A 25,379-nucleotide genomic window follows, 5' to 3' on the forward strand; every position below is an offset into this window, starting at 1 on the left:
CCTGGACGGCCGGCCGTTTTCGCTGAGGCAGGAGCCGAATCGAAAACCCCGCCCGGCGCGACGGGCGCGACGGGGCGTCAGCCATCAGACATGGCCGCGCAGCGGCTTCCCTTCCCGAGCGACGGTGTAACCGGAGCGACGAGGGTGGCGGCCGACGGCTCTGCCTCGGTGCCTGGCCCGCTGCCGCGGGATCGCCGCTGAAGCGGCTCCCACCAAAGCTCTCCCCACCGGGCGAAGCTAGGTTGCGAAATCGGCTGGGGTCAGGGGCGGCATGCCGTGGCGGATGCGCGCCTTGTCGCATTGGGGGCTTGGCTCGCCGTTTTCCCACGCCGGCTGCAGCTCATGGCATGGCGAGGGACGCACGGCGTAGACACCGCAGTGCGCGGCCACTCCCACCTCACCCACGAGCGACTTGCAACGGGGCTCGTACGCGTTCGTGCCGTGCATCGCCACGCGATGCGGGTCGAGATGCTCCGTCAGCGTGGCCGGCGTCACGCCGCCGGCCACGTCGGTTTCCAGCCAATGGAAGGCGACGCGGTACGTCGCGCAGCATGCGCCGCAGCGCAGGCAAGGATGTGTCATGGGTCAGATCGAACCGGAGAACGTGTTGCACTTGCCGATGTCGCCACTATCCAGCCCCGTGCGGAACCAACGCACGCGCTGGGCGGACGTGCCGTGAGTGAACGAATCGGGGACGACCCTGCCCTGCGACTGTTCCTGCAAGGCGTCGTCACCGATCGCCGTGGCCGCGTTGATCGCCGATTCGACGTCGCCGGGCTGCAGCCAGTGCTGGCGTTGCTGCGAATGATTGGCCCATACGCCCGCGAAGCAATCCGCCTGCAATTCCTGGCGCACGGACAGACCCGACGCTCCTTCGAGCCGGGCACCACGGCGGCGCGCATCGCCGACCTTGTCGAATACCCCGACCAGGTTCTGCACGTGGTGGCCGACCTCATGCGCGATGACATAGGCGCGAGCGAAATCACCCGCTTCGTGAAAGCGCGCCTGCATGTCCTGGAAGAAGCCGAGATCGAGATAGACGCGGTGGTCGCCAGGGCAATAGAACGGGCCCACCGCGGAGGACGCCGAACCGCAGGCGGTACGCACGCCACCGCGGAACAACACCAGCTTGGGTTGTTCGTACTGCTGGCCGTTGGCGGCGAAGATCTCGCCCCAGGTGTCTTCGGTCTCGCCCAGGATGGCGCGCACGAAATCCACCTGTGGGTCGTTCGCGGCCGCCTGATGCGGGGCCTGCTGGGTCTGCGGCGTGGGCGCCGTGCCTGGCTCGCCCTGGCCGAGCAGGGCCGTGGGGTCCTTGAAGAAGACCAGCCCCAGGATGGCGAGGATGACGATGCCGCCGATGCCCATCCCCTTGCCGCCGAAAGACGGACCGCCACCACCGCCGCCTTGCCCGGCGTCTTCCACGTTGTCGCTTCTACGGCCTTTTTGCCAGAGCATGGCATCACCCTCCCATGAATGCGTCCCAAGCGAGACACGGTCGGCATGATCGCACGGACCGTTGCCGGTACACTTCGCGGCTGATGTCGCCCCCCGGACCATTTCATGACCAGTCAGCTCCCCGCCGTCGTCACCTTGCTCACCTTGCTCTTGATGTTCGCCACCGTGTGGATGGTAGGCCGCGCGCGTGAACGTTATGGCATCAAGGCGCCGTCGATCTCGGGTGACCCCGCCTTCGAGCGGGCCTGGCGGGTGCAGATGAATACCCTCGAGAACGCGGTGATGTTCATTCCGGCCCTGTGGCTGGCCGCCCAGTACGTGGACCCGCTCTGGGCCGGCATCGCCGGCCTGGTCTGGCTCGCGGGCCGGATCTGGTATGCGCTCGCCTACCTGCGCGATCCGTCGCGCCGCGGTCCCGGCTACCTGGTCTCGATGATCGCCTGGGCCGTGCTCGTGCTGATGGCCGCCGGCGGAATCGGCATGGCGATCATGGAAAACAACGCCGCGCCCGTGGAGGACGCGGCGGGAGCCTGACCCGCCGCATGGGCGAGCTTAGTCCTCGTCGTCCCGCGCCAGTGCCAGCACGCGCACGCGCTGGATGCGCGCGCCGTCCATCGCGGTGACCTCGAACTCGAGTCCGTCGGATTCGAAGCGGTCGCCCGCCGTGGGCAGGCGGCCCAGCCGCTGCAGGACGAAGCCCGCGAGCGTGGAGAAATTACCGTCACCCGCGCCAGGCAGGCGATGACCCAGCAGATGTTCCACACGGCGCACGTCGAGGCTGGCGTCCAGCAGCCAGGCGCCGTCCGGCTCGCTCACCGCCGAGGGATCGCCCTCGCGGTTCTCGTCCGGGAATTCACCCGCGATCACCTCCAGCACGTCGGCCGGCGTGACCAGGCCGAGGATGCTGCCGTACTCGTCCACCACGAGTGCCACTTGCAGGGAAGCCCGGCGGAACTCGTCGATCAGGCGCAGCACGCTCAGTGACTCCAGCACCGTGATCGGCTTGCGCACCACCGTGTCGGTATCGAGCCGGCCGTGGTCCGCGAGGCTCGCCAGGAGGTCGCGGGACGAGACCACGCCGACGAGTTCGTCGAGATCGCCATTGGCCACCAGCATCCAGTGATGTGGCGATTCGCGCGCCTCGCTCAGCAGCGTCGGCAGGTCTTCGCCCGGATCGACCCAGACGATCTCCGTGCGCGGCGTCATGATCGAGCGCACCGGCCGCTGGGAGAGATCCAGCACGCCCTGCACCATCTCCAGTTCGTCCTTGCCGAACACGGCGGTCTCGGCGACTTCGGTGACGCCGTCGCCCTTGCCATTCTTGCTGGATTCGCCTTCCTCGTCGGGCGCCCCGCCGAGCAGGCGCAGCACGGCCTTCGCCGTGCGGTCGCGCATGATCCGGCCGCCGACCAGCAGCGATCGCCGGCGGTTACGCCGCATCGTCTGGTTGAACACCTCGATCATGATCGAGAAGCCGATCGCGGCGTACAGGTAGCCCTTCGGAATATGGAAACCGAAGCCTTCCGCGATGAGGCTGAAACCGATCATCAGCAGGAACGACAGGCAAAGGATCACAACCGTCGGACGCGCGTTCACGAAGACCGTGAGCGGCTTGCTCGCGGTGATCATCAGAGCCATGGCGACCACCACGCCGATCATCATGATGGAGAGGTGATCGACCATGCCCACGGCGGTGATCACCGAATCGAGCGAGAACACCGCGTCGAGGACGACGATCTGCGCCACGACCAGCCAGAAACTGGCGCGGCGTCCGTTGCGGCCCTCGTCGTGCTCCGAGGCCTCCAGGCGCTCGTGCAGTTCGAGCGTGGCCTTGAACAGCAGGAAGGCGCCGCCGATCAGCAGGATGAGGTCGCGCCACGAAAGGCCGAAGCCGTTCCACTGGAACAGGGGCCGGGTGAGCGTCACCAGCCAGGACATGGCGGCGAGCAGGCACAGGCGCATCACCAGCGCCAGGCCCAGGCCGAGCAAGCGGGCGTGGTCGCGTTGGCGGGCGTGGAGCTTGTCGGCGAGGATCGCGACAAACACCAGGTTGTCGATGCCGAGCACGATCTCCAGCACGATCAACGTGAGGAGTCCCGCCCAGGCCGAAGGGTCGGCTAGCCATTCGAATGCGAACATGGGTCGGCGCGTTTGGGCGCCCGTCTTCCTCCTTCAGGGACGGTCAACTATACAGGGGCGAGATGACGGACTGTGCCGGAAGCGTCGTTGCGAGCCCGCAGGCCGTCGGCTAGGGTGCCCCATGGCTCACGATTACCTACCCCTGTCCTCCGCCGCGTCCGTCGGGTCGCCGCCACGCACGCCCGGCGTCGTCGAGACGATCCTCTGCATCGCCGCCTACTTCGGTCTGCAGATCGGCTTCGGCGGCCTGTTCGGCGGCATCTCCATGCAACTGGCGCGGTATTTCCCGGATCGGGTGCCCGAGGCGCCAGACCGCCTGATCGTCGTGGTGATCCTCACCCTGGCCTGCTCGGCGGGGCTGATCTTCTGGCTGCTGCTTCGCCGCTGGGGCCGCTACGCCACGGACGCGGGACCGGCCGGACTCGGCTTCACCCCGCCGGACGGACGCTTCGTCGCCATGGGCACCGCCCTGGGCATCGCGGCGCCGATCCTGGGTGGCTTGCTGACCCAGTTCCTGGCCGGCGACCGCGAGGTGACCCAGGCGGTGAGCGATATCGCCGACAAGGCCCACGTGGGGATGCGCGTGGCCCTGCTCCCGGTGGCGGTGCTGGCGGGGCCGGCGGTGGAGGAACTGCTGTTTCGCGGCGCCCTGTTGTCGATCCTGCGCACCCGCCTGGGTGACGGTTGGGCGATCCTCCTGTCGGCCCTGGTTTTCGGCGTGGTCCACCTGCCCGACCTCGACTGGCTCTGGTACGCGGTGCCCAACCTGGTCCTGGTCGGCCTGTTCTGCGCCTGGCTCCGTGTACGCAGCGGCTCGCTGTGGCCGGCGTTCATCGCGCATGCCGCGAACAACGCGCTGGCGACGATCGCCTGGTTCTCCGCGACCTAGAGGCGCTCCAGCGAAGCCACGTGGCGCTCCAGCCTCGGGCTGGCGTAGCACTGCGAGCCGACGGGAATCAGGCCCACCTCGCGGAAGGCCTCGCGGTACCAGCGTGCGGGCCGGCCGAAGAACCCTTCACGATCGCCACCGGGATCGTCCTCGCGCGTGTAGACCTCCAGGAAGGCCAGTCCCTCCACCATCTCGCCGATGCCGACGAGGCCGGCGCGGATTTCCGCGGGCTTGAGGTAATGCAGCACGTCGGTACAGACGACCAGGTCGAAGCGGGTGTCGAAGCGCAACTCGGCCAGCTGGCCGAAGCGTGCATACCCGATCTGGCGCGAGCGGCCGTAGCGGGCCACGGCGTACTCGCTGGCTTCGAGCCCGCGGTATTCGATGCCTGGCCGCAACCGGCGCAGCGCGGCACGCCAGGGAGCTTCGCCACAACCGATGTCGAGCACGTTGCGCACGGGACGGCCCAGGTAGAACTCGGCCTGGCCCAGCACCATCGCCACCTTGCGCCGGAGCTCGGCAGGCGAGCGCACGGCATGGCCCGCGCTGCGATACCACTTGTCGTAATAGGCCTGGTCGTAGGTCTTTGGCATGGCACGGCCGTCCAAAACATCCATGTTAGCCGGGCGTACACTTCCGGCATACATGCCACCCCGCAGCATCGCCAGGTACCGATCCAGGAGGAACCCATGCCCCGTATCCTGCTCCGCATCACCGGCGACCGTGACATCTTCGACGACGTGGCCAATGCGATCCATGGTGTAGACCGCGTGGAGCGCGTCGAGGAAATCGACGACTTCATGAGCGATTTCCGCGACGACTCCAGTTCGCAGAACCTCTCCGATGACATGAGCTCGCGTACGTACACCCTCGAGGTAGAGGTACCCAACGACAAGGTGGGCGAACATGTGCGCCAGGTCGCCGAGGAAGCCGCCGGCTCGCGCGAGGCCGCGATCGAGTTCATCGGGCCGGATGAGAGCGAGATCTGACGGTTCGCAAGTTCCCGCGCTCAGGCAGGAGTAAACCTTCCGCCATCCACTCCGTTTAAGGTGGACCACCCGCCGGACACGGAAATGCCATGCGCCCCTTTGCCGTCGCCTTCCTGCTCGCCCTCGTCGCGCTGCCGGCAGCCGCGCGTGACGACGCCGTGTCGAACGAGGATGTCGCCTGGCTCGACAGGGTCACTTTCGGCGCGGATTCAGCCACGCTGGCGCGCTTCCGCGAACTCGGCAAGCGGCGCTTCCTCGACGAACAATTGCATCCGAAGCAGGACGCGTTGCCCGCCGAGGTAAACGCGCAGATCGACGGCTTCGACGTCATGAAGACGCCATCGGCGACCTTGCTCGCCCAGGTGCGCGACCAGTACCGCCAGATCAACGACATGCCTGATGGCGATGCGAAGCAGGAAGCCCGCAAGGCATTGCAGAAGCAGGGCAACGGCTATGCGCAGGAAGCGCAGGCCAGCGAGCTGCTGCATGCGATCTATGACGAGAACCAGCTGCGCGAGCAACTCGTATGGTTCTGGCTGAACCACTTCAGCGTCTTCCAGGACAAGGGACGCGTGCGTTGGCTGGTGGCCGACTACGCGCGGAACACGATCAGGCCCCATGCGCTGGGCAAGTTCCGCGATCTCGTCCTGGCCACGCTGAAAAGCCCGGCGATGCTGGAATACCTCGACAATGCGCAGAACGCGCGCGACAAGATCAACGAGAACTACGCCCGCGAACTGATGGAACTGCATACGCTCGGCGTCGACGGCGGCTACACGCAGGCGGACGTGCAGAACCTCGCCCGCGTACTTACGGGCGTGGGCGTCGACTTCGACGGACAGCCGCGCAAGGTCCGTCCCGCCCTGCAGCCGTACTACCTGCATGAAGGCATCTTCGAGTTCAATCCGAACCGCCACGATTTCGGCGACAAGCAACTGCTCGGGACGACCCTGCACGGCGGCGGTTTCGACGAGGTGGAAAAGGCCGTCGACCTCATCGTCAGCCAGCCCGCCTGCGCCAGCTTCGTCTCCACCCGGCTCGCGAAGTACTTCGTCGCCGACGATCCGCCGCCGGAACTGGTGAAGGCGATGGCCAGGACGTTCCGGCGGACGGGCGGGGACATCGCCGCCGTCGTGAAGACGATGCTGGAATCGAAGGCCTTCACCGCGTCACTCGGCAAGCGATACAAGGACCCGACCCAGTTCCTCGTCTCGGCGATGCGGCTCGCCTACGACGGCAAGCCGGTGCCGAACCCTCGCCCGCTGGTGAACTGGATCGGCCAGCTGGGCCAGGCGCCGTTCGGCCGGATCACGCCGGATGGATGGCCCATCGCGGATTCGGAATGGTCGAGTTCCGGGCAGGTGGCGAAGCGCTTCGAGATCGCGCGCGCCATCGGCAGCGGGGCGAACCACCTGTTCGACCTGGACGAGGACGGCAAGCGCACGCGCGGCGGATTCCCGCAACTGACCACGCCGGCGTATTACGCGACGATCGAACCCACGCTCGGCCCGAAGACGCGCGATGCGCTGGCGCAAGCCACCTCGCAGCAGGAATGGAACACCTTCCTGCTCGCGTCCCCCGAGTTCAACTACCGCTGAGGCCCGCCATGGATCGCCGTCAGTTCCTTCTTGCCCTCGCCGCTGGCGTCCCCGCGCTCACCCTGGGTGGCAAGGTGTTCGCCACGCCACCCTCCTCGCCGCGTTTCCTGCTGGTATTCCTGCGCGGAGGCTACGACTCGAACAACCTGCTGGTGCCGTATTCGAGCGACTTCTACCACGAGGCGCGTCCGACCATCGCGCTGGCAAGGCCTGCGGCAGGCGATCCCCTCGCCGTGCGCGCCCTCGATGCGGACTGGGGCCTGGCACCGGTACTGAACGACTCGATGGGCCCGCTGTGGGACAAGCGCCAGCTCGCCTTCATTCCCTTCGCCGGCACGGATGACCTCTCGCGCAGCCACTTCGAGACCCAGGACGATATCGAAGCGGGCGAGGCTTCCGACGCACGCAGCTATGGCTCCGGATTCATGGGCCGGCTCTCGACCGTGCTGCGGGGCGTGCCGCCGATCGCGTTCACCGATGCGTTGCCGCTGACGTTCCGTGGCGCCGGCGATGTCCCCAACATCTCCCTGAAGGGAGGCGGCAAGGCGGTGTTCGACGACCGCCAGGCGAAGATCCTGGCCGGGATGTACCAGGGCACCCCTTTGCAGTCCGCCGCCACCGATGGACTCGAGCTGCGCCAGCAGGTGGCCCAGGACCTGCAGGCGGAAATGGTCGCCGCCAGCCGGGGCGCGGTGAACGCGCGCGGTTTCGCCCAGCAAGGGCAGCGCATGGCCACGCTGATGCGCGATCGCTTCCGCCTGGGTTTCGTCGACGTGGGCGGCTGGGACACGCACGTCAACCAGGGGGGCGCGACCGGCCAGCTGGCGAACAACCTGGACAACCTCGGCAAGGGCCTGGCCGCCTTCGCCGACGGTCTTGGCGAAGCGGAGTGGAACGACACCGTGGTGGTCGTCGTATCGGAATTCGGGCGCACCTTCCGCGAGAACGGCAACAAGGGCACCGATCACGGCCATGGCACGGCGTATTGGGTGCTGGGTGGAAAAGTGGCCGGTGGCCGCATCGCCGGACGGCAGGTGGCGGTGAACGCGGCGAACCTCCTGCAGAACCGCGACTATCCGGTATTGAACAATTACCGCGACATGCTCGCTGGGTTGATGCGGCGGATGTATGGCTTGTCCGATGCCGATCTCGCCAGGGTCTTTCCCCGCGCCAAAGCGCGCGACCTGCAACTGGTCTAGGGCTGCCAGACCTGCCCTTCCGGATGCGAGAGCTGCCGGTCGAGGTAGTACGCGGCACTGATGAAGGCCAGGTGGGTGAGCGCCTGCGGGAAGTTGCCCAACGGCTCGCCGAGCAGGCTGAGCTCTTCTGAAAATAGACCGAGGTGGTTCGCATAGAGGACGCCACGCGCCATCACTTCGCGCGCCTCGTGCAGGCGTCCCGCGCGCGCCAGGCATTCCACGTACCAGAACGTGCACGTGGTGAACGCGCCCTCGCCGCCTTCCAGCCCGTCCGCGTTGCGATAGCGGAAGACCAGTCCGTCATCGGTGAGTTGCTCGCCGATCGCATCCAGCGTCTTCAGCCACACCGGATCGGTCGCCGAGACGAAGCGAACCAGCGGCATCATCAGCAACGAGGCATCCAGGTCCTCGCCGCCACGGGCCTGCACGAAATAACCGTGTTCCGGATGACGGAAATTCGCCCAGATATCCTCGGCGATGCGGTCGCGCTCGGCCGCCCATTCCCCCACCGGACCGGGCAAGGAACGCTTGCCCGCAAGGCGTACCGCACGGTCCAGCGCCACCCAGCACATCAGGCGCGAATGCAGGAAATGGCGCGGCTCGTCGCGAATTTCCCAGATGCCCTCGTCGGCATCACCCCAGCGTTCGCGCACGTGATCGACCAGACGCCGCACGTGCGCCCAACCCGCGTGGCTGATCGCCGAGCCGTACTTGTTGGACAGGTAGATGCTGTCCATGAGTTCGCCGAAGATGTCCAGCTGGGTCTGCGTGCGCGCGCCATTGCCGATGCGCACGGGGCGCGAGCCGGCATAACCGGCGAGGTGGTCGAGCGTTCCCTCCTCCATCGCTTCCTCGCCGTCGAGCGCATACATGACACGCAAGGCCGCGTCTGCGTCCAGCGCCATGATCCGGTCCTCGGTCCATCGGCGGAACTGTTCCGCCTCGTCCACATAGCCAAGGCGCATGAAGGCGTAGACCGTGAACGAGGCATCACGGACCCAGGTGGCGCGGTAATCCCAGTTACGCTCGGCGCCCGTGGCTTCGGGCAGGCCGAACGTGGCGGCCGCGGCGATGGAACCGTGCGCGTGCGACGTAAGCAGCTTCAACACGAGCGCCGAACGATCCACCCTTTCGCGCCAACGTCCGCGGTAGTTCGACCGGCGTGTCCAGCGTCGCCATGCATCGGCCGTGGCTTCGAGGGCCGCAAGGCATTCCGCGGCATCGAGCGGATCGCACGACTCGTCGCACAGCACGAACCAGGCTTCCCCGCCCCGTTCCAGTTCGAACTCCGCACCCGCCTCTCCGTCACCGGGCAGCAGCGGTACGCTCGCACCCAGGCGCAGCGAATGGGGGCCGTCGTGGAAGACCACGGTGTCGCCATACGTCGCGACGTCGGGCACGCGCTTCGCGTAGTCCAGACGCGGCCGGCAGCATGCACGGATGCGCACGCCGCCGCGCGATACGCGGACGCGGCGGACCACGCAGCGCGGAACACGTGTCCCTGTCTCCGGATGGGGCATGAAGTCGGTCAACTCGACGCTGCCGTGCATGGACATCCAGCGTGTGCTGAGCACGTTGGTCTCGGGAATATAGAGCTGCATGCGGTGCGCGCCATCGAGGTCCGGCGTCACCGAGAATGCGCCGCCCTTCTCCGGATCGAGCAGCGCCGCGAAGATCGTCGGGCTGTCCAGGTGCGGCCAGCACATGAAGTCGATGCTGCCATCGATGGCGACCAGCGCCGCGGTGTCAAGGTTGCCGATGACGCCGTGTTCACCGATGGTCCGCCCTGGCCTGGGGTTCGCGCGATGTGGCACAACGATCTCCATGAGCCGTCCCTGGCTGGAGGAATGCCACAGCGGATGTGAAGCGGGCCTCTAAGCGCCCTCTAGAACTCCAGGCGGTAGGCCACCTTCACCAGTCCCTCGTTCACGTCCTTCAGGCTGAAGCCACGGCGGAACTGCGTGTCGACATCGTCGTTGGTATCGTCCATGTAGCCGCCGCGGTTGTAGACGATGTACAGGTTCGACAAGGGCGCGATCTCGTAACGATAGCGAATCTGGAAGCCGAGGTTGGCGACACCCAGGTCGTCCACCGGCTCGTTGCTGGGCACCGCGCCGCCCGTCGGCGTGATCTCCAGGCCTTGGCGCAGTTTCGCGCCGACCGCCAGGGTCTGCAGCTTGACGCGCAATTCCTGCTTGTTGCCCAGGTTCCAGTTCACGCCGCTGTCGATGCCGATGGTGCGTCCATCGAACGCACCCACCAGGTTGTCGTGTTGCCAGATGAGCCAGTTGGGGTCCCACTCGTAACTGGCGCCGGCGAACACGCTGAAGGCGTCGGTGATGAAATAGGTGGGCGTGAACTTGAAGTAATAGCCGAGGCGGTGGTAACCGGTGAGTTGGTTGCCATTGATGAAACCTTCCGCTTCCCATGCCCACCGCCCGATGCGTGGCCGCTCGCGTTCATAGGTGAGCTTGGCCGTGGGCGGCGTGTGAAGCGCGTTGCCGCCGCGGGTGAGCAGGTCGTCGTAGGCGGATGTGAACGCGTCCAGCCGCCATACCTCCTCGCCACCGTCGCGGCGCTGGCTGTCACGCAGGATGCGGAAGCGGCGGTGCACGACGCGGCCTTCCGTGTTATCGAGCGCCGAAATGCGGTAGTGCCACATGTGCGAGGTGTACGCGGAATCCTCCGGCAATCCGGTCACGCGTTGGCGAACCTCCCAATGCAGGTATTCCATGTCGTTGCGCGGCAGGTAACCGAAGTCGTCGATGTCCAGGCGGCGGCCGAAGTACATGCCCAGCCATTGCTGGCTCCAGACATCGTTCATTTCCCAGAAGGCGATGCTGGTGGCACCGAGGCCGGAACTGTCCGCCTTCGGCTGGTCGATCTTGCTGCCGACCACGTTGCTGGTGATGGAAAAGGCCGCGTTCGGTTGCCAGCGGTGGTCGAAGCCGAGCACGTTCGCGTCGCGGTCGAGGTAGGGGTGGTTCACCCGCGTGGCGAGCATGCCGAAGGTTTGCGTGCCCACGTTCTGGCTGAGCCGGAACGCGCCGAACGTGCGCCCGGCATCGCCCTTTTCCTGCGCGGTGAGGATGCCGTAGCTGGTCGAACCGACGCTGCCGTTCACCTTCACCGCGGCCGAGATGTCGGCCGCGCCGTGGCCATCGTCCGAGGCGCCACCGACACGCCGCGTGTACACCAGCTGCGAATCGTCATCGAGCAGGCTGAAATCGAAGATGCCCTGGTTCTCGGTGAAGAAGGGGCGCTTGTCGGTGAAGAAGGTTTCCTCCGGCGAGAAGTTCACGACGAGGTCGTCGCTTTCCACCTGGCCGAAGTCGGGATTGACCGTCGCCGTGAGCTGGGTCTGCCCGTTCGGCTTCCAGATGATGTCGGCGCCTTGCTCGAAGGAAGTCCCGCCATGCGCGCGATCCACCTTTCCCACGACGTATGGGGTGACGGCGAACAGCGCCTGGGAATACGCCGGCAGTTCCACGCGCTGGAAGTTGGAGAGGAAGCGGCCGTTATCGAAGCTCACCGCCGGCCATGCCATGCGCTCGCCCGTGCTGCCGATCACCCGGTCGATGTACAGGCCGATGGTGCGCGTATCGCCGTTGGCCTTGCGCATCGGAGCGATGTACCAGGGGATCAGCACTTCCACCGAGTAGCCTTCGGCGTCTTCGCTGACCGCGTGGTCCCAGCGCCCGTCCCAGTCGTAGCTGAAGTCGGATTCGTTGGTGATCACCTCGTCCGCGACGCCGCCTTGCGACTTCACCTCGAAGTCGTAGCCGACGCGGCCATCGGCATCGAAGTCGACCATCACGTTGATGCGGTCGACCAGGGCGTTCTCGTCGCGCCGGGCCTGTTGGCGCGAGCGGGGGATGTCGGCCGACTGCGTCACGCGGATCGCCACGGCCAGGCCTTTCGGCGTCGACAGTACCCAGGCCTCCGTGGGTTGGCTGCCGGGCTTGCCTGTCTTGGGTTGGGTGTCGCGGAAGTCGACGATGCGTTTCGCACCCGCCCATTCGGCGGGATCGATGTGGCCATCGATCGTCACCTCCGCATGCGCGGCGGCGCTGGCGACACAAAGGAAGGTGAACAGGACAAGGCGGCGCATGGACGATCCGGGTCGTGGAAACTTACGGAAAGGATGCCTCCGGCGTCGCAAAGGTTTGCCATGACCCTTGGCCCATGCGCTCAGCCCGTCTCCCTGATGAGGTCGACCAGGGCGCGCAGGGCGGCTGGCACGTGGCGCCGCCCCGGGTAGTACAGGCACAGGCGGTCGAAGGGTGGCGTCCAGTCCTCCAGCACCCGTTCGAGATGGCCCGTGGCGAGGTCTTCCGCCACGTTGAACTCGGCCAGATAGGCCAGGCCGAGGCCGGCCCGCGCCGCGTCGAGCATCAGTTGCGGCTCGTCGAGGGTCAGCGTGCCGTCGACGTCCACCGTCGATGCTTCACCGTGCCGCTCGAACTCCCAGTGATAGATGTGGCCGGCGGGCATGCGCGCGCGGATGCCCGTATGCCGGGCAAGATCCGCCGGGGTCGCCGGCCGGCCATGCCGGGCGAAGTAGTCCGGCGATCCCACGACGGCGAAACGCACCGGGGGCCCCAACGGCACGGCGATCATGTCGCCAGGCACCGTGTCCATGGTGCGGAATCCGGCATCGAAGCCTTCGCGCACGATGTCGATCAGGCGGTCCTCGGTGACGAGGTCCAGCCGCACCTTCGGATATCGCCGAAGATAGGGAATCAGGTACGGACCCATGACGCGCCGCGCCGCGCCGACCGAAGTGTTGATGCGCAAGCTGCCGGTCGGGGTCTCGCCGTGGTCGCTGATCCGTTCGATCGCGCCACGGATGTCGGCGAGGGCCGGACCCACCTCGGCCACGAACCGCTCCCCCGCCTCGGTGAGCCGGACGCTGCGGGTGGTCCGGTGGAAGAGCCGCGTGCCCAGGCGGGATTCCAACGAGGCCACGGACTGGCTGAGCGCGGAGGTGGACATCTCCAGCGACGCGGCGGCGGCGCGGAAGCTTCCCTGCCGGGCCACGGCGAGCACGGCTTCGAGTTCGGTGAGTCCCGGGCGCATTATCCGTCTCCGCTTAACAAGCCATTTGAATTTATCCGTCTTATCAGATTAATGCGGCGACCGCACCCTTGGAAGGCGCCGCCCGCTTCGGAGCGGCTTTCGAGGACTTCCCATGCATGCGATCGAACACATCTACATCGACGGAGCCTTCGTCACCCCGCACGGCGACGAGCGTTTCGAACTCTTCAACCCCGCTACAGAAGAAGTCATCGGAACGGTCCGGCTGGCCGATGCCGAGGACGCCCGACGCGCGATCGCGGCGGCCAAGCGCGCCTTCTCCACGTTCTCCAGGACCACGATCGACGAACGCATCGCCCTGCTCCAGCGCATGCACGACGCGGTCGTCGCACGCGAGGACAACCTCTTCACCGCGATTCGCGAGGAATACGGGGCGCCGGTATCGCGCGGCAGCTGGATGACCGGGCACGCGTCCAGCGTGTTCCTCGACGCCATCGCCATGCTGCGCGAGTTCGATTTCGAGCGTCGCATGGGGTCGTCCACCGTGGTCATGCAACCCGTCGGTGTCGCCGGGCTCATCACGCCGTGGAACAGCAACGCCGGCTTCATCTGCGGCAAGCTCGCCGCCGCGATCGCGGCAGGATGTACGACCGTCATCAAACCGAGCGAGATGAGCGCGTTGCAGACGCGTATCGTCACCGAGGCCTTGCACGAAGCCGGGGCACCCGCCGGCGTGTTCAACATCGTGACCGGCCGCGGCGATGTCGTCGGCGCCGAGATCGTGGGCAGCCCCGATGTCTCGAAGATCTCCTTCACTGGATCGACGGCGGTCGGCAAGGGCATCCTTCGGGCGGGTGCCGATACGATCAAGCGCATCACGCTCGAACTGGGCGGCAAGTCGCCCAGCGTGATCCTCGACGACGCCGACTTCGCGCGGGTGGTGCCGCTGACGATCATGGCGGGCTTCAACAACAGCGGGCAGGCATGCATCGCCGGCTCGCGCATCCTCGTGCCGCGTTCGCGGGTGGCCGAGTTCGAAGCCATGGCGAAGGACGCCGTCGATGCGGTCGTCTCGGGCGATCCCAACGATCCCGCCACCACCGTCGGTCCCATGGTCAGTGCAAGACAATGGCAGCGCGTGCAGGGCTATATCCGCAAGGGTGTCGAGGAAGGCGCGCGACTGCTCGCCGGCGGTGAGGGCCGGCCTGATGGTTACGCGCGCGGATGGCTCGTTCGCCCTACCTTGTTCACCGACGTGCGCAATGACATGGCCATCGCGCGCGAGGAGATCTTCGGGCCGGTGCTTTCGATCATCGCTTACGACGACGAGGAAGACGCGATCGCGATCGCCAACGACACGCCGTATGGATTGCAAGCCTATGTCTTCTCCAGCGACACCAGCCGTGCACTCCGCATGGCCTCCCGCATCGATGCGGGCCGTGTCATGGTGAACACGCTGGCCCATGACCCGAAGGCGCCGTTCGGTGGTTTCAAGCAGTCTGGCATCGGACGCGAGTACGGCCGCTTCGGACTGGAGGCCTATCTGGAACCGAAGGCCATTCTCGGTCTCTAGCCATGGCGGGAGCGAGCCGGGCTCTGCTAACGTCGCCTGGCCAACCACACCTTGGGGATCCCATGCTCGCTCGTACCTGCCTTGCGCTCGCGCTCGCCCTCGCCCTGCCCGCCGTGGCGGAAGAAGCCAAGAAGACGCCCACGCCCAAGGAGCTCCTGGCGAAGTCGACACCCGCGGAATGGCGCACGCCCGATCCGCAGAACCTGGTCTACATGGACCTGCCGCAGGGCCGGGTGATCATCGAGCTCGCCCAGGACTGGTCGCCGCTGCACGCGGCGAACATCCGCACGCTGATCCGCGAGCATTACTTCGACGGTACCCAGGTGATCCGCGTCCAGGACAACTTCGTCACGCAGTGGGGCGACCCGGACGGTGACGACAAGAAAAAGGCGAAGAGCCTCGGCACGGCGAAGGAAACCCTGGCACCGGAGTTCACCCGCAAGGGTGGCAAGGCTTATCCATTCACCAGGCTTCAGGACGGCGACGTCTACGCACCCGAGGTCGGCTTTTCCGACGGCTTCCCGGTCGCCCGCGATGGCAAGGGCGAGGCCTGGATCACCCATTGCTACGGCACGGTCGGTGTCGCGCGCGATACCGGTGCCGAGAGCGGCAACGGCAGTTCGCTCTACGCGATCATCGGCCAGGCGCCGCGCAACCTCGATCGCAACCTCGCCGTCGCAGGCAAGGTCATCAAGGGCATGGAGATCCTCTCCGCCTATCCGCGCGGCGGCGAACCGATGGGCTTCTACGACAAGCCGGAGCAACGCGTGACGATCAAGAACGTGCGCCTCGCCGCGGATGTTCCGGAAGCCGAGCGCACGCCGATACAGGTGCTGCGTACCGACAGCAAGACGTTCGCCGCCGTGGTCGAGGCCAAGCGCAATCGTCAGGATGCATTCTATACACGACCGGCTGGCAAGATCGATCTCTGCAATATCAACGTGCCGGTGCGCGATCCGTCGAAGAAGGCGCCCTGACGGGCGCATCGCCGACAGGGTCGGCTCCCACCGGGTTAGCAGGTCCGCGGGCCATGGTGGGAGCCGACCCTGTCGGCGATGCCCCTAGGCCCTTGTGGGAGCCGACTTGTCGGCGATGCTTTCCTCCCGCACTACCGCGGACCAGCCCCCGCATCACCCACCGAACCTGATGCCGTCGGCTGCGCAACCACCGCTTCGCGCAAGGCCCTCAGCTTCGTCTTGAGCTTCCCTTCGTTCTCCGGCCCCACGCGCATCATGAACTTCTGCCCGACCGACAGCTGTTCCAGCGCGGGATTCGCATAGACGTACCCCTCCTTCGCGGGAATCAGCTGCTGGTTTCCCTTCGGTTCGGGCGCGGCGAGCAAGTGGTCGATGACCTCGACCAGGCGGTCGTTGAAATACCCGTTGGTTCCCAGGTCGCGGTAGGCCTGCTGGAACAGCGGATAGTTACGCTTGTACCAGGCGGCCGCCGCATTGGGATCGATCCGCTCCGCGACGTACATATAGGTCGCATAGCGTTCGGCATTCTTCTTCGAGGCGACGAAATTGCCGTCGTCCGACACGACCTGGAAGCGCCCCGTGGGCGTGCGCAGGGGCACGACATTCATGCCGACGCTCTGCTTCGGCAGCGCGTCGATCGTCGCCACCATGCGCGAGACGATGGCGTCGGTGCGTAAGACCGACTTCAGCGCACCATCGCTGGCCAGCGCCAGCAAGCCGGAAAGGATCTCGTCATCGCTCTGGTCGAGCGGCGGCAACGATGCCGTGGAAGCGGTCGCCGGACCGCCGATGGGATGCTGCGGCAACGTCGCATCGTGCACGGCTGTCGACGCTGCCGACGACGACGATCCGGCAACGGCGAACGGCGGTGCGGAGGCCGCTTCCCGCGCCTGCTTCTCGCGATAAACGAACACGCCGATGATCACGGCGATCGTCACGACCAGCAACGCCGCGACCCATTTCGAACCCGATGACTGTCTGCTCAACCTGCTGCTCCCGCGAAAACCAAGCCCCCATGGGACTACGAACCGCGTGTCGAGTTCAAATCCGGCGGTGGCCTTGTGTCGCGACTGCCCAGTGGGAGCCGACCCTGTCGGCGATTCAGGTGCCGACTTGTGGGAGCCGATTCATCGGCGAAAAGCCAACGGAGCGGTGACGCCGTGGCATCCGTCGCCGCTGAAGCGGCTCCCACACGACGCGCCCCATCGCCGACAGGGTCGGCTCCCACCGGTTCACATATTGCGGCGGTATTCGCCGCCTACGTCGTACAGCGCGTGGCTGATCTGGCCCAGCGAGTTGTTCTTCACCGCTTCCATCAGCTGCTCGAACACGTTGCGGCGCTCGCGGGCGGTCTTCTGCAAGACCTTGAGGCTCTCCGGTGCAAGCCGGTTGCGGGCCTTGCCATAAAGCAGCACGTTGTCGATCTGCTGGCCTTTTTCTTCTTCCGTGGAGCGGATCAGTTCGATCTCGGTGGCGATCTCGCCGCCGTGATCCTTGGGCAGGAAGGTATTGACGCCGATGAGCGGAAGCGAGCCGTCGTGCTTCTTGTGCTCGTAGTACATCGATTCTTCCTGGATCTTTCCGCGCTGGTACATCGTGTCCATCGCGCCGAGCACGCCGCCGCGCTCGCTGATCGCCTCGAACTCCTTGTATACGGCTTCCTCGACCAGGTCGGTCAGCTCGTCCACGACGTAGCTGCCCTGCCAGGGGTTCTCGTTGAAGTTGAGCCCCAGTTCGCGATTGATGATCAGCTGGATCGCCACGGCACGACGCACGCTCTCTTCGGTCGGCGTGGTGATCGCCTCGTCATAGGCGTTGGTGTGCAGGCTGTTGCAGTTGTCGAACAGCGCGTACAGGGCCTGCAACGTGGTACGGATGTCGTTGAACTGGATCTCCTGCGCGTGCAGCGAACGGCCGGAGGTCTGGATGTGGTACTTCAGCATCTGGCTGCGTGCGCTGGCACCGTAGCGCTCGCGCATGGCACGGGCCCAGATGCGGCGCGCGACGCGGCCGATCACCGTGTATTCCGGGTCCATGCCGTTGGAGAAGAAGAACGACAGGTTCGGCGCGAAATCGTCGATCTTCATGCCACGCGCGAGGTAATACTCGACGATGGTGAATCCGTTCGACAGCGTGAAGGCCAGCTGGCTGATCGGGTTGGCGCCCGCTTCGGCGATGTGATATCCCGAGATCGATACCGAGTAGAAATTGCGTACCTTGTGGTCGACGAAATACTGCTGGATGTCGCCCATCATGCGCAGGGCGAACTCCGTGCTGAAGATGCAGGTGTTCTGCGCCTGGTCTTCCTTCAGGATGTCGGCCTGGACGGTCCCGCGCACGGTCGCCAGCGTGTATGCCTTGATCCGGGCGTAGGTCTCCGGATCGACCACTTCCTCGCCCGACACACCCAGCAGGCCGAGCCCGAGGCCGTCGTTGCCCTTCGGCAGGTCGCCGTTGTAACGAGGGCGGTTGCCATCGGGATACAACTCGGCGATGCGCGCGTTGGCCATCTCCCAGCGGGAGGCGTCCTCGTTGAGGTACTTCTCCACGTTCTGGTCGATCGCCGTGTTCATGAACATGGCGAGGATGATCGGCGCGGGCCCGTTGATCGTCATCGACACCGACGTCGAGGGAGCCGACAGGTCGAAGCCCGAATAGAGCTTCTTCATGTCGTCCAGCGTCGCGATGGACACGCCTGAATTACCGATCTTGCCGTAGATATCGGGACGCGGCGCCGGATCTTCGCCGTACAGCGTGACCGAGTCGAACGCCGTCGACAGGCGCGCGGCCGCGCCTCCCAGCGAAAGGTAATGGAAGCGGCGATTGGTGCGTTCCGGCGTACCCTCGCCGGCGAACATGCGGGTGGGGTCCTCTCCCGCGCGGCGGTACGGGAATACGCCACCCGTGTACGGATAATGCCCGGGCAGGTTCTCGCGCATGAGGAAGGACAGGAGGTCGCCCCAGTCCTTCGTCTTCGGCGGAGACACTTTCGGGATTTTCTGGTGGCTCAGGGATTCACGATAGTTCTCGACGCGAATGACCTTGTCGCGCACCTGGTATTCGTTGAACTCGGCGGTGACCGATTCGAATCGCGATGGCCACTCACGGAGCAGGTTGATGGCTTCGCTGGAAAGTTCGCGCACCGCCTCGTTGTAGCGCTGGCGCAGCGTGGCCAGCGAACGGTCGCCGTCGACGACGAGCAGGTCGTGGTCGTAGAGGTCGAAGGCGCGGGGCAAGGCGTCGTCGCCGATGTCCTTGAGCGACTCGTAATAATGCTGTGCCTTGCTTGCCGCCTCGGCCTGCCTGGCGATCGTCCCGTTGACGCCGCGGCCCTGCTCGGCGATTTCGGCCAGGTAGCGGACGCGGTTGCCCGGGATCAGTACCGTCGCGCGCGGCTCGCGCAGGCTGGTGTCCACCTCGGGAGTCCACTCGCCCGCCGGCAGCGCGAGCTTCTCGCGAAGCAGGCGGCACAGGTTGGCGAACATCCAGGTCACGCCCGGATCGTTGAACTGGCTGGCGATCGTCGGATACACCGGCACGTTCTCGTCGGCCAGCTGGAAGGCGATGCGGTTGCGCTTCCACTGCTTGCGCACGTCACGCAACGCGTCTTCGGCGCCCCGCTTGTCGAATTTGTTGAGCACCACCAGCTCGGCGAAGTCGAGCATGTCGATCTTCTCGAGCTGGCTCGCCGCGCCGTATTCGCTGGTCATGACGTAGACCGGGAAGTCGACGAGATCGACGATTTCCGAATCGCTCTGGCCGATGCCGGCGGTCTCGACGATCACCAGGTCGTACGCCTGGGCCTTGAGGAAATCGATGCAATCGTGCAACACGATGGAGGTCGCGGCATGCTGGCGTCGCGTGGCCATCGAACGCATGTAGACGCGCGGGCTGCGCAGCGAGTTCATGCGGATGCGATCGCCCAGCAACGCGCCACCGCTGCGTCGGCGGGTGGGGTCCACGGCGAGCACGGCGATACGCTTGTCCGGGAAGGCGTGGAGGAAGCGCAACAGCAATTCGTCCACCACCGAGGACTTGCCCGCACCACCCGTGCCGGTGAGGCCGAGCACCGGCGTCTTGCCGCCGGCGAGCTTCCACGCCTTGCGCAGGCGTGCGAGCTCTTCCTCGGTGAACCGGTCTTCCTCGATCGCCGAGAGCATGGCGCCGATGGAGATCTCGTCCTCGACGGAGGCGGCCGCCGGCGCTGCTTCCACGCGCTGTTTCACCGCGGCGCGCGTCCGCGACATCACGTCCTCGATCATCTCGGTGAGGCCGAGCTTCATGCCATCGTTGGGATGGTAGATGCGCTCCACGCCATAGGCCTGGAGTTCCTTGATCTCTTCCGGCGTGATCGTGCCGCCGCCACCGCCGAACACACGGACATGGGCGGCACCGCGCTCGCGCAGCATGTCGACCATGTACTTGAAGTACTCGACGTGGCCGCCCTGGTACGACGACAACGCGATCGCGTCGGCGTCTTCCTGCAGCGCCGCGCGGACCACGTCCTCCACTGAGCGGTTATGGCCCAGGTGGATGACCTCGGCGCCCTGGCTCTGGATGATCCGGCGCATGATGTTGATGGCCGCGTCGTGGCCATCGAACAGGCTCGCCGCCGTGACGAAACGCAGCGGTGTCGCCTCCGCGTCCGTGCTGCTGGCGGGGATGTGCTTGGGCTGCGAACTCATGGAAACTCCGGGGAAGACCGACAACGGTGGGGAACCGGCCGATTCTACTGCGGAGGCGCCGATGGCCTTTGGTGCGGTGCAGCGCAGGCGCCGCGATGAAGTCAGTCCGACAAGAACGCCAACGAGGCCGCCACCACCGTTTCATCGTCCACCACCCGCCGATGGCCCAGGCGCCCCGTCCTGAGCAACTTCGCCCCCGGCCAGAGGCTGGCATACAGTTCGCCCTCGCCCACCGGCACGTCACGATCCGACACGTCGTGCACGACCAGCAAGGGCTGGGTCCGCTTCGGCGCGTGGTGGCGGATATGCAGGTCGTCGATAAGGACGCCGGTGCGCTCCGCGAGCGCATCGTGCAATGCCGGCCTGAGGTGTTCGCCCAACCGCACGAAACGCGCGAACCGTCGCGTCGCCGCCTGCGGATCGGCGGCGGGCGCGATCAAGACGACGCGCTTCGCCGTCCATCCATCGTCCAGCGCGAGCGTGACCGCCGCACCGCCCAGGGAATGGGCGACCACACCTTCCGCGCCACCGTAGTGGCGCCCTATCGCGCCCACGGTGCGAGCGAAATCGGGCAACGTGCACAGCATGCCTCCACTATGCCCGTGGCCTGGCTGGTCGAACGCCACGGCAGCCCAGCCACGGGCGAGAAGGCGGGCCGCCCAGTTCTCCCAGCGCAAGCCCATGCTCGACCAGCCGTGCACCAGCAAGACGTAAGGCTGTGCCGCCGGATCGCCCCAGACGTACGTGGCGATCGGGATGCCGTCGACCTCCACGGTTTCCCGGCGGGCCGACATCGCCGCCAAGGCGCTTGTCGCGCGTTCACGGCTGCTCGGTAGCGGCGTCTGGAAGACCCGTGCCGCATGGACGACGGTCCGCTTGGGAAAAAGGCGGCCGCCGAGCCGATAGGCGACACGGATGCCCAGAAGGGTCGCGATGGTGCGGGCGCCGAAGCGGCGAGGTGGTTTCATGGAAGGACCGGTGGGGTAAGCCCCCGGGATTATCCCGCATCCGGGCTTTTCACGAACCTGAACGCTCACACCGGCTACTGGTCAACCTCGCCCCTGGAGCCCGCGTTCTGGCGCACGAATCCGCATCCGCGGACGTCCCGGAGGAACAGCACGCCATGACCACCCTGACCCGCACCCTCGCCGCCGTCGCCGCCCTGGGCCTGGCCGTCGGCGCCGCGAGCTACACCCCGCCCGCCGCCGCAAGGGAATATGTGTCGGTCACCGTGAGCAACCGGCCGCCGCCGCCGCGCTTCGAGCGCGTTCCGCCGCCACGGGCAGGCTATGTCTGGGCACCCGGCTACTGGAACTGGGCCGGCAGCCGCTATGTCTGGGTCGGCGGCCACTGGTACGCGGGCCGCCCCGGCTATGTCTACCGGCCGCCCGTGTGGCGCCCGTACGGCCGTGGCTGGCGGATCGAGCGGGAGACCTGGTACCGCGATCCGCACTGGCACCGCTGAGCCCGTGCTGCGCCGCACCTACACTGAGCGCCACAACGGTTTAAACTAGGCAGCTGACACGACATATCGCCCCCGCCTCGCAGGCCGGGGCGATTTTTTTGGACGGTCACAATCATCCACCGGTGGTCCCCACCGCCGGTTTTCACCTAGAGGGCGGTGCTGCTGCCGCTTGAGACTGGAGTTAGCGTTCGATGATTTTCGAAACCATCGCCAACACGGGCCACGAAGAAGTCGTCTTCTGCCATAACAAGGACGCGGGCCTGAAGGCCATCATCGCGATCCACAACACCGTGCTTGGCCCGTCCCTGGGCGGCCTGCGCATGTGGCCGTACAAGACCGAGCAGGATGCCGTCAACGACGTGCTCCGCCTGTCGCGTGGCATGACCTACAAGAACGCGGTGGCCGGCCTGAACCTCGGCGGCGGCAAGGCCGTGATCATCGGCGATCCCTCCAAGGACAAGTCCGAGGCGCTGTTCCGCGCCTTCGGCCGTTTCGTCAACTCGCTCAACGGCCGCTACATCACGGCCGAGGACGTCGGCATCGACGTCAACGACATGGAATACGTCTACCGCGAGACCGAATACGTCACCGGCGTGCACCAGGTGCACGGCGGTTCGGGCGATCCCTCGCCGTTCACCGCCTTCGGCACGCTGCAAGGCCTGATGGCCGCGCTGCAGAGCAAGCACGGCAACGAAGACGTCGGCAAGTACAGCTACGCCGTGCAGGGCTGCGGCCACGTCGGCAGCGAATTCATCAAGCTGCTGCGCGAGCAGGGCGCGAAGGTGTTCGTCACCGACATCAACAAGGATGCGGTGCAGCGCTGCGTCGACGAACTCGGCTGCGAGGCCGTGGGCCTGGACGAGATCTACGACGTCGACGCCGATGTCTACAGCCCGTGCGCCCTCGGCGGCACGATCAACGAGCAGACGATCGACCGCATCAAGGCGAAGATCATCTGCGGCGCGGCCAACAACCAGCTCGCGACCGACGCCATCGGTGACGAAGTCGCGCGTCGTGGCATCGTCTACGCCCCGGATTACGCGGTGAACGCAGGCGGCGTGATGAACGTGTCGCTGGAGATCGACGGCTACAACCGCGAGCGCGCCATGCGCATGATGCGCACGATCTACTACAACGTCGGCCGCATCTTCGAGATCTCCGCCCGCGACAACATCCCGACCTACAAGGCCGCGGACCGCATGGCGGAAGAGCGCATCAGCGCCATCGGCAAGATCCGCCTGCCCCACATGGGCAACGGCGCACCGCGCTTCCAGGGCCGCATGCGCGGGCAGTAAGCGCTACGCATATTGGGCAACGAAGAAGCCGCCGGCGCGATCCGGCGGCTTTTTTCGTTTCGGGATTACGCCATCTGGACGAGCACCGTCATCCCCCGGCGCGGCAACGCCGGGCATAAGCTGGACACGGCGGTTCCATCCGAGCCGCCATCGGCAAACCATGGAGTGGATGCATCATGAACAACGGCGTGGAAAGGCAGAACGGCACGGTCAAATGGTTCAACGACGCGAAGGGATTCGGCTTCATCGCCCCGGAAACGGGTGCCGACGTTTTCGTGCACTTCCGGTCCATCCAGACAACGGGTTTCAAGACCCTGAAGGAAGGACAGAGGGTGTCGTTCATCGTGGTACAAGGCCTGAAAGGCTTGCAGGCCGACGACGTACATCCCCTCTGATGCATCAAGCAGCAGAGCTCGACCCCTCGTTCGGCGACAATGGCAGGCTCATCTTGACTTCGAGCCACCGGCGTACGTTCGCGTACGACATGGCGACGGGTGACGACGACAGTATTTTCGTTGCATTGTCATGCATCGACGATGTGGCGGTCGGTGCTCTATTCGGGCTTGCCAAGCTTCACCCCGATGGCCGGATCGATCAGACATTCGGTGCCGAGGGCTACTCGGTTCATCCCGCCCCCGGCGAAACACACGGAAATGGGAATTCCCGGACGCGCGGCACACGCAACTCCCCACCGTACGCGCTATCGCAGGTCGCGGAGGAGTTCGGCGTCGTCGCAAAAGGCATCCAGCCGTTCGTCCTGCCCGATGGAAAGATCCTCTTGCGCTGCACGTCGGGTCGACCGTACGACATAGCCGAGCCATTTCTCGCAAGGTTTCAGGCAAACGGTTCGCTCGACATGTCATTCGGCAACGAAGGCACGCGGATCTTCGTGTTCGAAGAACACATTCTGCTCGACGCAAACGTCATTTCCCTGGACGGCGAGCTGATTGTCCTGGCGGGTCGACGTTATCGCAGGAATGACGGAAAGATCGACGGCGTAATCATCCGGTTGCTCGAGGATGGAAGCGCCGACCCCTCGTTCGGCGAAGCGGGCATCCTTCCGGCGGCCTTTCCCGGCGGCGTGGACGAAAATGTCCAGTGCGCCGTCATCCAGGGCGAGAAGTTCATTCTCGCGGGCATGAACTCGTTGCAGGCACTTGCGCGCCGGTTCCTTCCGAACGGGGAAATCGACACGACGTTCGGAAGCCAGGGAACATACTATCTGCCCGAAACAGAAGATCCCGACACGGGGCCACCGTATTTCGTGCACGTTCTGCCGACTGCGGACGGGGGATTCATCGGCCTGGGAACAGACCCGGTTCCCGGCACCGCTACCTCTCGCGATTATGGATTCGTCGTCGGCATCGATGCGGACGGTCGAGCGAACCAGGATTTCGGCGGAGGGCATCCCATCCTGACCCCCGCGCACCTTGGAACAGCGAGGCTGCACGGTGGCATGTTCGACCGGTCCGGGAAACTCGTCGTCGCCGGCACCCTCGGTGGCACGTACGCCAAAGGGTGGCTGGTGGGCCGGTACTCCTCCTCGGGCGTGCCGGATGAATCGTTCGGCGACCGCGGCTTCATGTATGTCGTTTTTGGCGAGCCTGCGTATTTCAATGAAATCGCGCGAGGATTCACCGTCCAGGGCACCCGTGGAATCCTGCTGTCAGGTCAGGTCATAAACGCAACCAGCAACGTAAGCGACGCGGTCGTCTTTCGTGTACCGCTCGCCTGAAGTCGCCACCGTGCCGGGTCAAGACGCCGCGACGGCCAGGTTCGTCACGGTCACGGCGGGCGCCGGTGCGGTCACCATCGCACCAAGGGTCAACAGGCAGGTCAGGACGGCGGCGACGAAGAAGGTCTTCAGCATGGCGGTCTCGAATTTCATGGTCGTTCTCCAGGACGGTGGATGAAGGGGTTTCGAGAGAGGTATCGCAAGGGCCGTGCCAACCGGCGGAACGGGCTGGCAGGCGCATTCCACGGGGGTTGGCGCGGGGCGTCCGTGATACCGGTACGTGTCCGCGGACGGTACGGCGTCCGGACGGTCGCCGTGTCCGGACGCCAACCCCGGTGAC

The 25,379-nt window shown here is 65.9% G+C and carries 22 protein-coding genes; 11 read left to right on the plus strand and 11 right to left on the minus strand.

Going from position 1 to position 25,379, the window contains the following annotated elements; genetic code table 11:
* Positions 1-237: 237 nt before the first annotated feature.
* Positions 238-582: a YkgJ family cysteine cluster protein gene (locus AB6730_RS01855; RefSeq protein WP_371021972.1), complete on the minus strand. Its 345-nt coding sequence runs from the start codon at positions 580-582 to the stop codon at positions 238-240.
* A 3-nt stretch (positions 583-585) separates the two neighbouring features.
* Positions 586-1,458, minus strand: coding sequence for a neutral zinc metallopeptidase (locus AB6730_RS01860; RefSeq protein WP_371021973.1), 873 nt, complete (start codon positions 1,456-1,458; stop codon positions 586-588).
* Positions 1,459-1,563: 105 nt separating this feature from the next.
* Here AB6730_RS01860 and AB6730_RS01865 point away from each other — a divergent pair, with 105 nt between their 5' ends.
* Positions 1,564-1,992: an MAPEG family protein gene (locus tag AB6730_RS01865; RefSeq protein ID WP_371021974.1), complete on the plus strand. Its 429-nt coding sequence runs from the start codon at positions 1,564-1,566 to the stop codon at positions 1,990-1,992.
* A gap of 18 nt (positions 1,993-2,010) precedes the next feature.
* Here the strand turns inward: AB6730_RS01865 and AB6730_RS01870 are convergent, their stop codons facing one another.
* The gene (locus AB6730_RS01870; RefSeq protein ID WP_371021975.1) at positions 2,011-3,597 is read right to left on the minus strand and encodes a TerC family protein; all 1,587 of its coding nucleotides are present in this window, start codon (positions 3,595-3,597) and stop codon (positions 2,011-2,013) included.
* A gap of 121 nt (positions 3,598-3,718) precedes the next feature.
* On the opposite strand from AB6730_RS01870, the gene AB6730_RS01875 reads away from it, so the two are divergent.
* On the plus strand, positions 3,719-4,486 hold the full coding sequence (locus tag AB6730_RS01875) for a lysostaphin resistance A-like protein (protein ID WP_371021976.1): 768 nt from the start codon (positions 3,719-3,721) through the stop codon (positions 4,484-4,486).
* Here the strand turns inward: AB6730_RS01875 and AB6730_RS01880 are convergent.
* Entirely contained in the window at positions 4,483-5,079 is a 597-nt protein-coding gene (locus tag AB6730_RS01880) for a class I SAM-dependent methyltransferase (protein WP_371021977.1), read from the minus strand. The two genes, AB6730_RS01875 and AB6730_RS01880, sit on opposite strands and share 4 nt — an antisense overlap.
* Positions 5,080-5,175: 96 nt before the next feature.
* Here AB6730_RS01880 and AB6730_RS01885 point away from each other — a divergent pair, with 96 nt between their 5' ends.
* The 3 genes from AB6730_RS01885 to AB6730_RS01895 all read left to right on the plus strand — a co-directional run bounded on the left by AB6730_RS01885 (position 5,176) and on the right by AB6730_RS01895 (position 8,272).
* Positions 5,176-5,475, plus strand: coding sequence for a hypothetical protein (locus tag AB6730_RS01885; RefSeq protein WP_371021978.1), 300 nt, complete (start codon positions 5,176-5,178; stop codon positions 5,473-5,475).
* Between the two features lie 89 nt (positions 5,476-5,564).
* The gene (locus AB6730_RS01890) at positions 5,565-7,073 is read left to right on the plus strand and encodes a DUF1800 domain-containing protein (protein WP_371021979.1); all 1,509 of its coding nucleotides are present in this window, start codon (positions 5,565-5,567) and stop codon (positions 7,071-7,073) included.
* An 8-nt stretch (positions 7,074-7,081) separates the two neighbouring features.
* The gene (locus AB6730_RS01895) at positions 7,082-8,272 is read left to right on the plus strand and encodes a DUF1501 domain-containing protein (protein ID WP_371021980.1); all 1,191 of its coding nucleotides are present in this window, start codon (positions 7,082-7,084) and stop codon (positions 8,270-8,272) included.
* On the opposite strand, the gene AB6730_RS01900 is transcribed toward AB6730_RS01895, so the two are convergent.
* The 3 genes from AB6730_RS01900 to AB6730_RS01910 form a co-directional block, all read right to left on the minus strand.
* Entirely contained in the window at positions 8,269-10,098 is a 1,830-nt protein-coding gene (locus AB6730_RS01900; protein ID WP_371021981.1) for a glycoside hydrolase family 15 protein, read from the minus strand. The genes AB6730_RS01895 and AB6730_RS01900 overlap by 4 nt on opposite strands.
* A 59-nt stretch (positions 10,099-10,157) precedes the next feature.
* On the minus strand, positions 10,158-12,383 hold the full coding sequence (locus AB6730_RS01905; RefSeq protein ID WP_371021982.1) for a DUF5916 domain-containing protein: 2,226 nt from the start codon (positions 12,381-12,383) through the stop codon (positions 10,158-10,160).
* An 80-nt stretch (positions 12,384-12,463) separates the two neighbouring features.
* Positions 12,464-13,351, minus strand: a complete 888-nt coding sequence (locus tag AB6730_RS01910) for a LysR family transcriptional regulator (protein ID WP_371021983.1) — start codon at positions 13,349-13,351, stop codon at positions 12,464-12,466.
* A gap of 112 nt (positions 13,352-13,463) precedes the next feature.
* Here AB6730_RS01910 and AB6730_RS01915 point away from each other — a divergent pair, with 112 nt between their 5' ends.
* Positions 13,464-14,882, plus strand: coding sequence for an aldehyde dehydrogenase family protein (locus AB6730_RS01915; RefSeq protein WP_371021984.1), 1,419 nt, complete (start codon positions 13,464-13,466; stop codon positions 14,880-14,882).
* A 62-nt stretch (positions 14,883-14,944) separates the two neighbouring features.
* A complete protein-coding gene (locus AB6730_RS01920) occupies positions 14,945-15,859 on the plus strand; it encodes a peptidylprolyl isomerase (RefSeq protein ID WP_371021985.1) in 915 nt (304 codons plus the stop codon).
* Between the two features lie 131 nt (positions 15,860-15,990).
* Here AB6730_RS01920 and AB6730_RS01925 read toward each other — a convergent pair whose 3' ends face one another.
* From AB6730_RS01925 to AB6730_RS01935, 3 genes are all read right to left on the minus strand, one after another.
* A complete protein-coding gene (locus AB6730_RS01925; protein WP_371021986.1) occupies positions 15,991-16,845 on the minus strand; it encodes a DUF3014 domain-containing protein in 855 nt (284 codons plus the stop codon).
* 246 nt (positions 16,846-17,091) lie between these two features.
* Positions 17,092-20,544 carry a methylmalonyl-CoA mutase family protein gene (locus AB6730_RS01930; RefSeq protein WP_371021987.1) on the minus strand — a complete coding sequence of 1,151 codons (3,453 nt, stop codon included), beginning with the start codon at positions 20,542-20,544 and terminating at the stop codon, positions 17,092-17,094.
* Positions 20,545-20,645: 101 nt separating this feature from the next.
* Positions 20,646-21,512: an alpha/beta hydrolase gene (locus tag AB6730_RS01935; protein ID WP_371021988.1), complete on the minus strand. Its 867-nt coding sequence runs from the start codon at positions 21,510-21,512 to the stop codon at positions 20,646-20,648.
* Positions 21,513-21,667: 155 nt separating this feature from the next.
* On the opposite strand from AB6730_RS01935, the gene AB6730_RS01940 reads away from it, so the two are divergent.
* From AB6730_RS01940 to AB6730_RS01955, 4 genes are all read left to right on the plus strand, one after another.
* Positions 21,668-22,009 (plus strand): hypothetical protein, encoded by a 342-nt coding sequence (locus tag AB6730_RS01940; protein ID WP_371021989.1) that lies wholly within the window; start codon positions 21,668-21,670, stop codon positions 22,007-22,009.
* 191 nt (positions 22,010-22,200) lie between these two features.
* The gene (locus AB6730_RS01945; protein ID WP_306851397.1) at positions 22,201-23,304 is read left to right on the plus strand and encodes a Glu/Leu/Phe/Val dehydrogenase dimerization domain-containing protein; all 1,104 of its coding nucleotides are present in this window, start codon (positions 22,201-22,203) and stop codon (positions 23,302-23,304) included.
* Between the two features lie 176 nt (positions 23,305-23,480).
* Positions 23,481-23,699: a cold-shock protein gene (locus AB6730_RS01950; protein WP_371021990.1), complete on the plus strand. Its 219-nt coding sequence runs from the start codon at positions 23,481-23,483 to the stop codon at positions 23,697-23,699.
* On the plus strand, positions 23,699-25,039 hold the full coding sequence (locus tag AB6730_RS01955) for a hypothetical protein (protein ID WP_371021991.1): 1,341 nt from the start codon (positions 23,699-23,701) through the stop codon (positions 25,037-25,039). The genes AB6730_RS01950 and AB6730_RS01955 overlap by 1 nt, the downstream gene beginning before the upstream one ends.
* An 18-nt stretch (positions 25,040-25,057) precedes the next feature.
* On the opposite strand, the gene AB6730_RS01960 is transcribed toward AB6730_RS01955, so the two are convergent.
* Positions 25,058-25,192 (minus strand): hypothetical protein, encoded by a 135-nt coding sequence (locus AB6730_RS01960; RefSeq protein WP_371021992.1) that lies wholly within the window; start codon positions 25,190-25,192, stop codon positions 25,058-25,060.
* Positions 25,193-25,379: the final 187 nt, after the last annotated feature.

Source organism: Luteibacter sp. RCC_6_2 (assembly GCF_041360655.1).
In the GTDB taxonomy this organism is placed as follows: Bacteria; Pseudomonadota; Gammaproteobacteria; order Xanthomonadales; family Rhodanobacteraceae; genus Luteibacter.

Coding starts and splice junctions, on each gene's coding strand:
- AB6730_RS01855 (WP_371021972.1), bottom strand. CDS start 582: ATGACACATCCTTGCCTGCGCTGCGGCGCATGCTGCGCGACGTACCGC.
- AB6730_RS01860 (WP_371021973.1), bottom strand. CDS start 1,458: ATGCTCTGGCAAAAAGGCCGTAGAAGCGACAACGTGGAAGACGCCGGG.
- AB6730_RS01865 (WP_371021974.1), top strand. CDS start 1,564: ATGACCAGTCAGCTCCCCGCCGTCGTCACCTTGCTCACCTTGCTCTTG.
- AB6730_RS01870 (WP_371021975.1), bottom strand. CDS start 3,597: ATGTTCGCATTCGAATGGCTAGCCGACCCTTCGGCCTGGGCGGGACTC.
- AB6730_RS01875 (WP_371021976.1), top strand. CDS start 3,719: ATGGCTCACGATTACCTACCCCTGTCCTCCGCCGCGTCCGTCGGGTCG.
- AB6730_RS01880 (WP_371021977.1), bottom strand. CDS start 5,079: ATGCCAAAGACCTACGACCAGGCCTATTACGACAAGTGGTATCGCAGC.
- AB6730_RS01885 (WP_371021978.1), top strand. CDS start 5,176: ATGCCCCGTATCCTGCTCCGCATCACCGGCGACCGTGACATCTTCGAC.
- AB6730_RS01890 (WP_371021979.1), top strand. CDS start 5,565: ATGCGCCCCTTTGCCGTCGCCTTCCTGCTCGCCCTCGTCGCGCTGCCG.
- AB6730_RS01895 (WP_371021980.1), top strand. CDS start 7,082: ATGGATCGCCGTCAGTTCCTTCTTGCCCTCGCCGCTGGCGTCCCCGCG.
- AB6730_RS01900 (WP_371021981.1), bottom strand. CDS start 10,098: ATGGAGATCGTTGTGCCACATCGCGCGAACCCCAGGCCAGGGCGGACC.
- AB6730_RS01905 (WP_371021982.1), bottom strand. CDS start 12,383: ATGCGCCGCCTTGTCCTGTTCACCTTCCTTTGTGTCGCCAGCGCCGCC.
- AB6730_RS01910 (WP_371021983.1), bottom strand. CDS start 13,351: ATGCGCCCGGGACTCACCGAACTCGAAGCCGTGCTCGCCGTGGCCCGG.
- AB6730_RS01915 (WP_371021984.1), top strand. CDS start 13,464: ATGCATGCGATCGAACACATCTACATCGACGGAGCCTTCGTCACCCCG.
- AB6730_RS01920 (WP_371021985.1), top strand. CDS start 14,945: ATGCTCGCTCGTACCTGCCTTGCGCTCGCGCTCGCCCTCGCCCTGCCC.
- AB6730_RS01930 (WP_371021987.1), bottom strand. CDS start 20,544: ATGAGTTCGCAGCCCAAGCACATCCCCGCCAGCAGCACGGACGCGGAG.
- AB6730_RS01935 (WP_371021988.1), bottom strand. CDS start 21,512: ATGAAACCACCTCGCCGCTTCGGCGCCCGCACCATCGCGACCCTTCTG.
- AB6730_RS01940 (WP_371021989.1), top strand. CDS start 21,668: ATGACCACCCTGACCCGCACCCTCGCCGCCGTCGCCGCCCTGGGCCTG.
- AB6730_RS01945 (WP_306851397.1), top strand. CDS start 22,201: ATGATTTTCGAAACCATCGCCAACACGGGCCACGAAGAAGTCGTCTTC.
- AB6730_RS01950 (WP_371021990.1), top strand. CDS start 23,481: ATGAACAACGGCGTGGAAAGGCAGAACGGCACGGTCAAATGGTTCAAC.
- AB6730_RS01955 (WP_371021991.1), top strand. CDS start 23,699: ATGCATCAAGCAGCAGAGCTCGACCCCTCGTTCGGCGACAATGGCAGG.
- AB6730_RS01960 (WP_371021992.1), bottom strand. CDS start 25,192: ATGAAATTCGAGACCGCCATGCTGAAGACCTTCTTCGTCGCCGCCGTC.